9 protein-coding genes are annotated in these 13,443 nt (G+C 69.0%); all 9 read left to right on the top strand.

Annotation, left to right across the window (positions count from 1 at the left end; translation table 11 throughout):
• Positions 1-65: 65 nt before the first annotated feature.
• The gene (carA, locus tag ABE488_RS14900) at positions 66-1,187 is read left to right on the top strand and encodes a glutamine-hydrolyzing carbamoyl-phosphate synthase small subunit (protein ID WP_346449152.1); all 1,122 of its coding nucleotides are present in this window, start codon (positions 66-68) and stop codon (positions 1,185-1,187) included.
• 1 nt (position 1,188) lies between these two features.
• Entirely contained in the window at positions 1,189-4,473 is a 3,285-nt protein-coding gene (carB, locus tag ABE488_RS14905) for a carbamoyl-phosphate synthase large subunit (protein WP_346449153.1), read from the top strand.
• A complete protein-coding gene (gene greA / locus ABE488_RS14910) occupies positions 4,470-4,946 on the top strand; it encodes a transcription elongation factor GreA (protein WP_183426838.1) in 477 nt (158 codons plus the stop codon). Before carB ends, greA begins: the two co-directional genes overlap by 4 nt.
• 4 nt (positions 4,947-4,950) lie before the next feature.
• The gene (locus tag ABE488_RS14915) at positions 4,951-5,910 is read left to right on the top strand and encodes a phosphoglycerate mutase (protein ID WP_346449154.1); all 960 of its coding nucleotides are present in this window, start codon (positions 4,951-4,953) and stop codon (positions 5,908-5,910) included.
• Positions 5,907-7,634: a single-stranded-DNA-specific exonuclease RecJ gene (recJ, locus tag ABE488_RS14920; RefSeq protein ID WP_346449156.1), complete on the top strand. Its 1,728-nt coding sequence runs from the start codon at positions 5,907-5,909 to the stop codon at positions 7,632-7,634. The genes ABE488_RS14915 and recJ overlap by 4 nt, the downstream gene beginning before the upstream one ends.
• A 312-nt stretch (positions 7,635-7,946) precedes the next feature.
• Positions 7,947-9,281, top strand: a complete 1,335-nt coding sequence (locus ABE488_RS14925) for a hypothetical protein (RefSeq protein WP_346449158.1) — start codon at positions 7,947-7,949, stop codon at positions 9,279-9,281.
• Between the two features lie 93 nt (positions 9,282-9,374).
• A protein-coding gene (prfB, locus tag ABE488_RS14930; protein ID WP_346449160.1) for a peptide chain release factor 2 occupies positions 9,375-10,503 on the top strand; the annotation gives its coding sequence in 2 pieces (ribosomal slippage) (positions 9,375-9,449 and positions 9,451-10,503; 1,128 coding nt in all).
• 230 nt (positions 10,504-10,733) lie between these two features.
• Positions 10,734-12,254, top strand: coding sequence for a lysine--tRNA ligase (lysS, locus tag ABE488_RS14935; protein WP_346449162.1), 1,521 nt, complete (start codon positions 10,734-10,736; stop codon positions 12,252-12,254).
• A gap of 96 nt (positions 12,255-12,350) precedes the next feature.
• The gene (locus ABE488_RS14940) at positions 12,351-13,442 is read left to right on the top strand and encodes a two-component system response regulator (RefSeq protein ID WP_346444884.1); all 1,092 of its coding nucleotides are present in this window, start codon (positions 12,351-12,353) and stop codon (positions 13,440-13,442) included.
• Position 13,443: the final 1 nt, after the last annotated feature.

Consider the following 13,443-nt stretch of genomic DNA (forward strand, 5'->3'; position numbering starts at 1 on the left):
CTCGCCTCCGGACCGGCTGCCGCCGCTCTGGCGGTTTCCTGCAACCTGACGTAGGCGAAGACCACGTGACAGATTCCGCAATTCTCGTCCTTGAAGACGGCACCGTGTTCGAGGGCGTTTCCGTGGGCGCTCCTGGCCTGTCGGTCGGCGAAACGGTGTTCAACACCGCAATGACCGGCTACCAGGAAGTGCTCACCGATCCGTCGTATGCGCGCCAGCTGGTGACGCTGACCTATCCGCACATCGGCAATACCGGCTGCACCGACCAGGACGATGAGGCCAATCGGGTGTGGGCCGCCGGGCTGATCGTGCGCGACGTGCCGCGCCGTCCGAGCAACTGGCGTAGCCAGGTGGCGCTGCCCGAGTGGCTGCGCGCACGCGGCATCGTCGCGATCGCCGGCATCGACACCCGCAAGCTGACGCGTCTGCTGCGCGACCGCGGCGCGATGAACGGCGCGCTGATGGCCGGCGAGGTGAACGTGGAGCAGGCGCTCGAGGCCGCGCGCAAGTTCCCGGGCCTGAAGGGCATGGACCTGGCGAAGGTGGTCAGTACGGCCGAACGCTACGCGTGGTCGGATGGCCAGCTCGACCTGGACGCGAACGCGTTCGTGTCGGCGCCGCCGAAGTTCAAGGTCGTGGCCTACGACTACGGCGTCAAGCACAACATTCTGCGCATGCTCGCCGAGCGCGGCTGCGCGCTGACGGTGGTGCCGGCGCAGACGCCGGCCAGCGAGGTGCTCGCGCTGGCGCCCGACGGCGTGTTCCTGTCCAACGGCCCGGGCGATCCGGCACCGTGCGACTACGCAATCGAGGCGATCCGCACCTTCGTCGAGAAGAAGGTGCCGACCTTCGGCATCTGTCTGGGCCACCAGCTGCTGGCGCTCGCGGCCGGCGCGCAGACCATGAAGATGCCGCATGGCCATCATGGTGCGAACCATCCGGTGCAGGCCGTCGATGGCGGCCGGGTGATGATCACCTCGCAGAACCACGGCTTCGCGGTCGACGAATCGACGCTGCCGGCCAACGTGCGCGTGACCCACCGCTCGCTGTTCGACGGCACCAACCAGGGCATCGCGCTGACAGATGCGCCGGCCTTCTCGTTCCAGGGACATCCCGAGGCGTCGCCGGGGCCGCACGACGTGGCGCCGCTCTTCGACCAGTTCGTAGCGCTGATGGAGGCGCGTTGACATGCCCAAGCGTTCCGACATCAAGACCATCCTGATCATCGGCGCCGGGCCGATCGTCATCGGACAGGCCTGCGAGTTCGACTACTCCGGCGCCCAGGCCTGCAAGGCATTGCGCGAGGAGGGCTACCGCGTGGTGCTGGTGAACTCCAACCCGGCCACGATCATGACCGACCCGGAGACCGCGGACGCGGTCTACATCGAGCCGATCAACTTGCAGACGGTCGAGAAGATCATCGCCAAGGAAAAGCCCGACGCGCTGCTGCCGACGATGGGCGGGCAGACCGCGCTCAACTGCGCGCTCGACCTGGCCGACAACGGTGTGCTCGACAAGTACGGCGTGGAGCTGATCGGCGCCAAGCGCGAAGCCATCCGCATGGCCGAGGACCGCGAGCTGTTCCGGGTGGCGATGCAGGAGATCGGCCTGGAGTGCCCGAAGGCCGAGGTCGCGCGCACCTTCGAGCAGGCGATCGAGATCCAGGCCAAGGTCGGCTATCCGACGATCATCCGGCCCAGCTTCACGCTCGGCGGCTCGGGCGGCGGCATTGCCTACAACCGGGAGGAATTCGAGGAGATCATCAAGCGTGGCCTCGAACTGTCGCCGGTCGGCGAGGTGCTGGTCGAGGAATCGGTGCTGGGCTGGAAGGAGTTCGAGATGGAGGTGGTCCGCGACACCGCGGACAACTGCATCATCGTGTGCTCGATCGAGAACCTCGATCCGATGGGCGTGCACACCGGCGACAGCATCACCGTCGCGCCGGCGCAGACGCTCACCGACAAGGAGTACCAGCGCCTGCGCAACGCATCGATCGCAGTGCTGCGCAAGATCGGCGTCGACACCGGCGGCTCGAACGTGCAGTTCGGTATCAGCCCCACGACCGGTCGCGTGGTGGTGATCGAGATGAACCCGCGCGTGTCGCGCTCCTCGGCGCTCGCCTCCAAGGCGACCGGCTTCCCGATCGCCAAGGTCGCGGCCAAGCTGGCGGTCGGCTACACGCTCGACGAACTGAAGAACGAGATCACCGGCGGCAAGACGCCGGCCTCGTTTGAGCCGTCGATCGACTATGTCGTCACCAAGATCCCGCGTTTCGCGTTCGAGAAGTTTCCCACCGCCGATGCCCGGCTGACGACGCAGATGAAGTCGGTCGGCGAGGTCATGGCGATGGGCCGCACGTTCCAGGAGTCGATGCACAAGGCGCTGCGGGGTCTTGAGACCGGCAAGGTCGGCTTCGATCCGACCGGCCTGGACCTCAGTGACGAGGGCGACCTGGCGACGCTGCGCCGCGAAGTCCGCGAGCCGGGCCCCGAGCGCTTGTTCTACCTGGCCGACGCATTCCGCGCCGGCCTGTCGGTCGAGGACGTGCACGCGCTGTCGTACGTCGATCCGTGGTTCCTGGACCAGATCGAGGAGATCATCGCAACCGAACGCGAGGTCGCGGCGAACGGCATCGACGCGCTCGACCAGCGTCGGCTGCGCGCGCTCAAGCGCATGGGCTTTTCCGATGCGCGCCTGGCGCAGTTGCTGGGCACCGACGAGCAGGCCGTGCGCGCGCTGCGTCGCGCGTTCGGCGTGCGCCCGGTCTACAAGCGCGTCGACTCGTGCGCGGCCGAGTTCGCGACCGACACCGCCTATCTGTACTCCACCTACGAGGACGAGTGCGAGGCCAATCCCAGCGGCCGCGAGAAGATCATCGTGCTCGGCGGCGGGCCGAACCGGATCGGGCAGGGCATCGAGTTCGACTATTGCTGCGTCCATGCCGCCCTCGCACTGCGCGAGGACGGCTATGAGACGATCATGGTCAACTGCAATCCCGAGACCGTTTCCACCGACTACGACACCTCCGATCGTCTGTACTTCGAGCCGCTGACGCTCGAGGACGTGCTGGAGATCGTCGAGATCGAGAAGCCCAAGGGCGTGATCGTGCAGTACGGTGGGCAGACGCCGCTCAAGCTGGCGCGCGCGCTCGAGGCCAATGGCGTGCCGATCATCGGCACCTCGCCCGACTCGATCGACCTGGCCGAGGACCGCGAGCGGTTCCAGAAGCTGGTCGACGAGCTCGGCCTCAAGCAGCCGCCCAACCGCACCGCGCGCAATCCCGAGGAGGCGCTGGTGCTGGCGCGCGAGATCGGCTACCCGCTGGTCGTGCGGCCGAGCTACGTGCTCGGCGGCCGGGCGATGGAGGTCGTGCACGCCGATGCCGACCTGGCGCGCTACATGCGCGACGCGGTCAAGGTCTCGAACGATTCGCCGGTGCTGCTCGACCGCTTCCTCGACAATGCGGTCGAGGTCGACATCGATGTGATCGCCGATCGTGAAGGCAATGTGCTGATCGGCGGCGTCATGGAGCACATCGAGGAAGCTGGCGTGCACTCGGGCGACTCGTCGTGTTCACTGCCGCCGTACTCGCTGTCGAGCGACGTGCAGGCGCGCCTGCGCGAGCAGGTCGCGGCGCTGGCCCGCAAGCTGAAGGTCGTCGGCCTGATGAACACCCAGTTCGCGGTGCAGACCGACGATGCGGGCGTGGAGACGATCTTCCTGCTTGAGGTCAATCCGCGCGCCTCGCGCACGGTGCCGTTCGTGTCCAAGGCGATCGGGCTGCCGCTGGCCAAGATCTCGGCGCGCTGCATGGCCGGCAAGACATTGGCCGAGCAGGGGGCCACGACCGAGATCGTGCCGTCGTACTACTCGGTCAAGGAAGCGATCTTCCCGTTCGCCAAGTTCCAGAACGTCGACCCGATCCTCGGACCGGAGATGCGCTCGACCGGCGAGGTCATGGGCGTGGGCGAGAGCTTCGGCGCGGCGTTCGCGCGCGCGCAGGAGGCGGCCAGCATCCGCACCCCGCCCACCAGCGGCAAGGTCTTCGTCTCGGTGCGAGACCCGGACAAGAAGCGCGTACTGCCGGTCGCCCGTGATCTGGCGGCCAAGGGCTATGCGATCGTCGCCACCGCCGGCACCGCCAAGTGGCTGCGCGAGCACGACATCGCCTGCGAGCAGGTCAACAAAGTGGTCGAGGGCCGCCCGCACATCGTCGATCTGATCAAGAACGGCGAGATCGCGTACATCGTCAACACCACCGAAGGCAAGCAGGCGATCTCCGACTCGTTCTCGATCCGTCGCGAGGCGCTGCAGCACCGGGTCACGTACTCGACCACGGTGGCCGGCGCCCGCGCACTGCTGCACTCGCTGGACTATCGCGGCAGCGGCCCGGTGTGGGCCCTGCAGGACCTGCACGCGCGGCTCGACGGCGGCGCGTCGCCATCCAACCCAAGCACAGGAGGGACGCCATGAGGGCACCCATGACCACGCGCGGCGCGCAGCGCCTGCGCGAGGAACTCGAGGAGCTGAAGTCGGTCAAGCGGCCGGCGGTCATCGATGCGATCGCCGAGGCGCGCGCGCACGGCGACCTGAAGGAGAACGCCGAGTATCACGCCGCGCGCGAGCAGCAGAGCTTCATCGAGGGCCGGATCAAGCAGCTCGAGAGCGAGCTGTCGCATGCCGATGTCATCGATGTCGCCAAGCTCAATGCCGGCGACAAGGTGGTGTTCGGCGCGACGGTGGTGATCGCCGATGCGCAGACCGACGAAGAGAAGCGCTATCAGATCGTCGGCGACCTCGAAGCCGACATCAAGCAGGGCCTGATCGCGATTTCATCGCCGGTCGCACGTGCGTTGATCGGCAAGCACGAAGGCGACAGCATCAGTATCGACGCGCCTGGCGGTACCCGCGATTACGACATCGTCAGCGTCGAGTATCTCGGCTGACCCGATGACCTCGGCGACGTTCCTGCTGCCCGCCGCTGCGCGTTTCGGCGCGCAGCGCTGGCAGCCGGACATCGTGCGTGCGCTGGGCCGTGCCGATCGCAGCACGGCCGCGCCGGGCCGGCGGCCGCAGCTTGCGCGGCACGTCGATCTTCCCGGGGGCGGCTGGCCGCTGGCGGCGCTGTCGCGCCAGGTCGACGTCGGCGATGCGGGGGCGCCGGACAATGCCTGGCTGCGCGCTGACCCGGCCTGGCTGCAGCCCGACATCAACGGTGTGCGCCTGATGGGCCACGGCGATACGCTGGGGCTGGTGCAGGCCGATGTCGACGCGCTGCTGCCGGCACTGCAGCCGATATTCGCCGATGCTGGCTTCGCGCTCGACGCACCCGCACCGTCGCGCTGGTATCTGCGGCTGCCCCGGGAGACTGCGCTGCCGGTGTCCGTCGATCCGTCCGAGGCGCTGGGCACCGATCTGGCAGATCATGACGACGGCGGCGCCCAGGGGCGGCGCTGGCGGGCGTTGGCGAACGAGGCCCAGATCCTTCTGCACACCCATCCCTGGAATGCCGCGCGTGCGGCGGCCGGGCGACCGCCGGTCAATGCGCTGTGGTTCTGGGGCGGTGGCCCGCTGCCTGACGGCGCCGCAGTCGCCCGCAGCGCACAGGCCCGCGTGCTCACCGACGATGCGACGCTGTGCGCGCTCGCGGCGATCGCGACCGAGGTCGACCCACTGCCGTCCGCGTGGCCCGCGCTGCGCGAGGCCTTGCTGATCGACCTGGGCGGGCTGCGGGACCTGCGCCAGTTGCAGGCCGACTGGCTGCGGCCGGCACTCGCGGCGCTGGCCGGTGGCCGGCTGGACACGCTGGTCCTCGACCACGAGGACGGCTTGGTATTGACCTTGCGCCGCTGGCACCGCCTGCGCGTCTGGCGCCGTCCCCATGGGCCGGCCACGGCGGCGCAGCGATGACGCGTCCGCCACCGACGATCCGCCGTCGCGACAGCGCGCCTGGCGGCGACTGGCCGGAGACGGTGCCGGCGCTGCTGCGGCGCATCTACGCGGCGCGCGGCGCGCACGACCTGCAGGCCGCGCAGCCGCGTCTGGCCGGGCTGCTGCCGCCCGACGCGCTGTCGAACATCGATGCGGCGGCGGCGCTGCTCGCCGATGCGATCGCGCAGGGCAGGCGGATCCTGGTCGTTGGCGATTTCGATTGCGACGGTGCGACGGCGTGTGCGGTCGCGGTGCGCGGGCTGCGCATGCTCGGTGCGCGTGATGTCGTGCATGCTGTGCCCAACCGCATCGTCCACGGCTACGGGCTGTCGCCCGGGCTGGTCGATGCACTGGCGCCACTGGCGCCGGCGCTGCTGGTGACCGTCGACCATGGCATCGCCTGCCACGCCGGCGTCGCGGCAGCGAAAGCACGCGGCTGGCAGGTGCTGGTGACCGATCATCATCTGCCGGGCGAGGCGCTGCCGCCGGCCGATGCGATCGTCAATCCGAACCTGCCCGGCGACCGGTTCCAGAGCAAGGCACTGGCCGGCGTCGGCGTGATCTTCTATGTGCTGCTGGCGCTGCGTCGGCGCCTGCGCGAGGTTGGCGCCTTCGCAGGTGCGGCGCCGGACCTGTCGAGCCTGCTCGATCTGGTCGCGGTGGGCACGGTCGCCGATCTCGTGCCGTTGGACGTCAACAACCGGGCGCTGGTCGCAGCCGGGTTGCGCCGGCTGCGCAACGGCCAGGGCTGCCCCGGCCTGCAGGCCTTGATCGACGTGTCGGGGCGGCAGGCGGCGCGCCTGACCACCGGCGACATCGGCTTCGGCGTCGCGCCGCGGATCAATGCCGCCGGGCGCCTGGAGGACATGGCGATCGGCATCGAATGCCTGCTCACCGACGACGCGGCCCAGGCGCACACGCTGGCGGCGACGCTGCACGCGATCAACGCCGAGCGCCGCGCGGTGCAGCAGTCGATGCTCGATGATGCCGAGGCCGCGGTCGCCAGCCGGCCACCGGTCGATCCCGCGACGATCGGGGTCTGCCTGCATGATCCGCAATGGCATCCGGGCGTCGTCGGCCTGGTGGCCTCGAAGATGAAGGATGCGCTGCATCGGCCGGTGATCGCGTTTGCGCCGGCCGAGCCGGGCAGCGACCAGTTGCGCGGCTCGGCGCGCTCGATCCCGGGCCTGCATATCCGCGACGTGCTGGCCGCGGTCGATGTGGCGCAGCCGGGGCTGATCGAGCGCTTCGGCGGCCATGCGATGGCGGCGGGCCTGAGCCTGCGGCTGGAGGCGTTGCCGGCGTTCGAGCGCGCCTTCGGGCAGGCGGTCGCGGGGATGCTCGATCCGGCGCTGCTGCGGGCGGAGATCGTCACCGACGGTGCGCTCGGGCCCGGCGAATTCGACATCGTGCACGCCGCGCACCTGCGCGACGCCGGCCCCTGGGGGCAGGGCTTCCCCGAGCCGTTGTTCGACGGCGAGTTCGCGGTTGTGGACTGGCGGGTGGTCGGAGGGCGGCACCTCAAGCTCAGCCTGCGGCTCGATGGCCGTCCGGCCACCGTCGATGCGATCCATTTCGGCGCCTGGCGCGAGGTCGCACCGGCGCCGCGCGAGCGCATCGTCTACCGGCTCGCGCCCGATGACTACCGCGGCGGCGATGCGGTGCAGTTGCTGGTCGAGCACCGGGAGCCGATCGCGGGCTGAGGAGACGGCATCGGCGGCGGACGTGACCTGCGCACGTCGGAGCACGCCTGTCGCCTCAAGCCCCCAAAAACCGGGGTCAGAGTGCAATTTCGCGGGACGAAATTGCACTCTGACCCCGGTTTTGGATCCCGGTTTTGGTTTGGCGAGGGGCTGGATGGCCCCATCTTCACAGTGGAGCGTCCATCGGCTGCGGGGAATTGGCCGCCTTCCGCCCCCGGCGATCCGTGATCCCTTTTTCTCTGAACGGGTGCGAGAATGCGCCGCCGCGTCCGCGATTGCGCAGGACGCCTCTATTGTCGAAGGGAGATTCGCTTGAAAACCGTCCATACGCTTTCGCTGGCGATCGCGCTCGCTATCGCGCCCGCCTGGGTGCAGGCCCAGGCCAACGACCCCGCGCCGCTGTCGATCGGCGGCGAAGTGCGCGGCGAGATCACCAGCCGCTCCAGTCTCAATCACCAGGATGGCTCGCGTAGCCAGCTCTACCGCGTGGACCTGCGCGAGGGCGAGGTCGCGACGTTCAAGGTCACCGGTGCGCTGCGCGCGCGGCTGGCGGCCTTCCTGGACAACGAGCTGATCGCGTCGTCGAACGACCGTGGCGAGACCTCGTCGCTGACGATCCGCGCCCGGCGTGCGGGCCGTTACACCATCGCCGTCAGCGGCACCGATGCCTCGTCGTATGGCCCCTACACGCTGATCTCCTCGCGTGTGGATACCTACAACGGCCAAGCGCTTCGCGTCGGTGCGACCATCGGCGACTGGACCGATGGCGAGCGCGAGTTGCCGCTGCAGATCGACCGCGACGGGATCTACACGATCGACATGATGTCCGACGACTTCGATGCGGTCCTGGCGCTGGACGGGCCCGGCGTCTCGGTCACCAACGACGACGGCGGCGAGGGCAGCAATGCGCGTCTGACGCTGCGCCTGGCGCCGGGTCGCTATCGCCTGACCGCCAAGCGGTACGGCAGCGACGGCGCCAGCGGCGCCTACCGCATCAGCGTCACCGCCTCGACCTTCGAGACCGGGGACCTGCGCGAAGGCGGTGAGCTCGCGGTCGGGTCGACGGTCACGGGGCTGTACGCCGGTCGCCCGCACACCTACCGCTTCACGCTGCCCGAGCGTCGGGTGGTCCGTCTGGACATGCGCAGCGACGAGATCGACCCGCTGATGCGGCTGTCCGGCCAGGGCGTGCAAAAGGAGGACGACGACGGCGGCGAGCGCCTCAATGCGCGCATCGGCATGCTGCTCGAAGCCGGTACCTACACGCTCCAGGCCGACAGCGCGACGCCTGGCGCAGGCCCCTACACCCTGTCGCTCACCGCGACCGCGGTGCCTGAGGGGGCTGGCGGTGGCACGCTGACGATCGCCCGCCCGGCCGAGACCGCGCTGCTGCCCGGCATGACCGACCGCTGGTCGTTCGAGGTCCGCAGCGCCGGCGACTACGCGATCGAGATGCGTTCCAGCCAGATCGACAGCTACCTGTCGCTGACCAAGGACGGCAACGAGGTGGCGAGCGACGACGACGGTGCCGGTGGGCTCGATGCCCGGATCGTCCAGCGGCTCCAGCCCGGCCGCTACGTGGTCGAGGCCTCGGCGATCGATGGCGACGCCGGTGGTCCGTATCGCATCCTGCTCGAGCGCCGTTGAGGCGACATCCCGGCCGGTGCTGTGCGCCGGCCGGGACTGCCGGGTGCGCGGCTTGCTAGAATCCCCGGCTCTTTACGCGAGTCCCACCGCACCATGATCGAACTCAATCCTGTTCGCCAGCGCATCGCCGACCTTCGCGGTCGGCTGGATGCGCTGAGGGGGTATCTTTGACTACGACGCCCGCCGCGAGCGTCTAGAAGAAGTCGAGCGCGAGCTCGAAGACCCGACTGTCTGGAACGATCCCGAGCGCGCGCAGGCCCTGGGCCGCGAGCGCGCCATGCTCGACAAGATCGTCAACGGCATCCGTGACCTGACCGAGGGCCTGGACGGGGCGGCCGAATTGCTGGAACTGGCCGAGTCGGAGAACGACGAGGACACCGCGCAGGCGGTCGTCGCCGATATCGAAGGGTACGCCGGCCAAGTCGACAAGCTGGAGTTCCAGCGCATGTTCTCCGGCGAGATGGACTCGGCCGCCGCGTTCGTCGACATCCAGGCAGGTGCCGGCGGCACCGAAGCCCAGGACTGGGCCGAGATGCTGCTGCGCATGTACCTGCGCTGGGCCGAGAGCCGCGGCTGGAAAGCCGAGCTGATGGAAGTCTCGGGCGGCGAAGTGGCGGGCATCAAGTCGGCGACGTTCCGGGTCGAGGGCGACTTCGCCTACGGCTGGCTCAAGACCGAGATCGGCGTGCACCGGCTGGTGCGCAAATCGCCGTTCGACTCCGACAACCGCCGGCACACCTCGTTCACCTCAGTGTTCGTGTCCCCGGAGGTCGACGACAAGATCGACATCGAGATCAACCCGGCTGACCTGCGGACGGATGTCTACCGTTCGTCCGGTGCCGGCGGCCAGCACGTCAACAAGACCGAGTCGGCGGTGCGCATCACCCACGTGCCGACCAATACCGTCGTCGCTTGCCAGACCGAACGCAGCCAGCATGCCAACCGCGACCGCGCGATGAAGATGCTCGCCGCCAAGCTCTACGAGCTGGAGCTGCAGAAGCGCAATGCCGAGAAGGATGCGCTGGAAGCGACCAAGTCCGACATCGGCTGGGGCAGCCAGATCCGCAACTACGTGCTCGACCAGAGCCGCATCAAGGATCTGCGCACAGGCGTGGAGCGCAGCGACACCCAGAAGGTGCTCGATGGCGACCTGGACGAGTTCGTCGAGGCGGCGCTCAAGTCCGGCCTGGAGGCGGGGGCCAAGCGCGTGGATGCCAACTGAGTGCTTTGGCCTGCTGCGGATCGGCGCCGATCACCGCCGGTCCGGCCGCAGGTGCGCTGCACCGCGGGGCGTGCGCCCGGCGCAGCGAGGCGTCGACGCAGCGTCCAGGCGGTCCACGTGCAGAGCGTCCCGCGTCTGCGGACATGACCCCACCCCGCCGGGCGCCGTCCTGTCCTGATCCGTTCCTGCCGCGCTGACCCGCGGCCTACACCTGATTTTCCGAGACCCTCATGAGCCAGCAGCCCGACAGCCCCCAGCCCGCCGACGACAACGCCCTGATCGCCGAGCGTCGCGGCAAACTGGCCGCGCTGCGCGGGCAGGGCGTGGCGTTTCCCAATGACTTCCGCCGCCGCGATGAGGCCGGCGCGCTGCAGGCGCGGTATGCCGATGCCGAGCGGTGGACGGGCGAGGCACTGGACGCCGAAGGCGCACCGGTCGCGGTGGCCGGCCGCCTGATGGCCAAGCGGGTCATGGGCAAGGCCGCGTTCGCGCAGATCCAGGACGTGAGCGGCCGGATCCAGCTGTTCCTGCAATCGACGACGCTGGGCGAGCGCTATGACGCGTTCAAGGGCTGGGACGTGGGCGACATCGTCGCGGCCGAAGGCACGCTGATGCGCACCAAGACCGGCGAGCTGTCGATCAAGGCCGACAGCTTGCGCCTGCTGACCAAGTCGCTGCGGCCGTTGCCCGACAAGTGGCACGGACTGTCGGATGTCGAGCAGCGCTATCGCCAGCGCTACGTCGATCTGATCGTCTCGCCCGAGGCGCGCGCGGTGTTCGTCAAGCGTTCGCGCATCGTCGCGGCGATCCGCCAGTGGCTCGATGCGCGCGACTTCCTCGAGGTCGAGACGCCGATGATGCATTACCTGGCCGGCGGCGCGGCGGCCAAGCCGTTCACGACGCATCACAATGCGCTGGACCTGGACCTCTACCTGCGCGTGGCGCCCGAGCTCTACCTCAAGCGCCTGGTCGTGGGCGGATTCGAGCGCGTCTACGAGATCAACCGCAACTTCCGCAACGAGGGCGTGTCCACGCGGCACAACCCCGAGTTCACGATGCTCGAGCTCTACGAGGCCTATGTCGCCTACGAGGAGGTCATGGATCTGACCGAGGCGTTGATCCGCGACGTGGCGGTGCAGGCGGTCGGCACGACCGCGCTGGAATGGGACGGTCATGCGATCGACGTCGGCCCGGCCTTCCGCCGCTGGAAGCTCGAGGAGGCGGTGCGCGAACTCAATCCGCAGATCAGTGTTGCCGACTGCCGCGACCGCGAGGCGCTGGCCGCGCATTGCGTGCGCCTGGGCGTGCACGTCAAGCCGGGCTATGGCTGGGGCAAGCTGCTGCTGGAGATCTTCGAAAAGACCGTCGAGACCGGCCTGATCCAGCCGACCTTCATCACCCATTACCCGGTCGAGGTCTCGCCGCTGGCGCGCGAATCGGACACCGAAGCCGGCATCACCGACCGCTTCGAGCTGTTCATCGGCGGCAAGGAGATCGCCAACGGCTTTTCCGAGTTGAACGATCCCGAGGACCAGGCCGCGCGCTTCCGGGCCCAGGTCGACGCCCGCGCGGGCGGCGACGACGAGGCGATGCACTTTGATGCCGACTACATCCGCGCGCTCGAGGTCGGCCTGCCGCCGACCGGCGGCCTGGGGATCGGCATCGACCGGCTGGTCATGCTGTTGACCGGGTCCTCGTCGATCCGCGACGTGCTGTTGTTCCCGTACATGCGCCCGCAGACCGAGGCCTGAGGCCGGCCCGGATGCCTCCGCCGGCGGCGCCTCGATGCGTCGCTGAATAGGATTCCCCCCGTTCCTGGCAGGGCGCGCTAAGATCGCTCAAGCGCGATGCCACCGGTATCTGCGCATCGCCAGAAGGGGCCTGCGTTGAACATCGTGATCGTCGACGACCAGACGTCCGCGCGAACCATGTTGCGGCACATCCTCGAGGACATCAGCCCCGAGCTCGATGTCTTCGACTTCGAGGATCCGGAGCAGGCGCTGGGCTGGTGCGACAGCCACCGCGCCGATCTGCTGCTGCTCGACTACCGGATGCCGGGCATGGACGGGCTGGAGTTCGCCCGCCGCTTCCGCAAGCTGCCCCCGCACCGGGATGTGCCGGTCGTGCTGGTCACCGTGGTCGGTGACGAGCCGATCCGCCAGGCGGCGCTCGATGCCGGCGTCATCGATTTCCTGGTCAAGCCGGTGCGCCCGCGCGAACTGCGCGCCCGCTGCCGCAACCTGCTGCAGCTGCGCCAGCAGGCCGAGTCGGTCAAGCAGCGGGCCTTGTCGCTCGAGCAGCGCCTGCTGCGCAGCATGCACGAGGTCGAGGAGCGCGAGCGCGAGACGCTGACCCGGCTGGCGCGCGCGATCGCCTATCGCGATGCCAGCACCAGCGCCAATCTCGAGCGCGTGGCCGCGGTCGCCGGCATGGTCGCCGAGGCGATGGGGCTGTTCGAGGACGAGGTGCGGATGATCGAACTGGCCGCGCCGCTGCACGACATCGGCAAGATCGCGATGCCCGATGCGATCTTGATGAAGCCCGGGCCGCTGGACGAGGCCGAACTGGAGGTGATGCGCCAGCATCCGCGCATCGGTTACGAGCTGCTGAGCGACAGCCACAACCGGTTCGTCCAGCTCAGCGCGACCATCGCGTTGCGCCATCAGGAGCGTTTCGACGGCAGCGGCTACCCGGATGGGCTGTCGGGCGAGCAGATCCCGCTGGAGGCGCGGATCGTCGCAGTGGCCGATGTGTTCGACGCGCTGGTGTCGCGTCGCCCGTACAAGCGCGCCTGGTCGATGGACGAGGCGCTCGAGTACATCGGGCACAACAGTGGACGCGCGTTCGATCCGCGCTGCGTGGAGGCGCTGCTGTCGAACCGGGCGCGGCTGGAGGAGATCTGCGCACGCCTGGACCGGACCGCCACCCGGCTGCAATGAC

The sequence above is a fragment of the Luteimonas sp. TWI662 genome (assembly GCF_039673825.1).
In the GTDB taxonomy this organism is placed as follows: Bacteria; Pseudomonadota; Gammaproteobacteria; order Xanthomonadales; family Xanthomonadaceae; genus Luteimonas.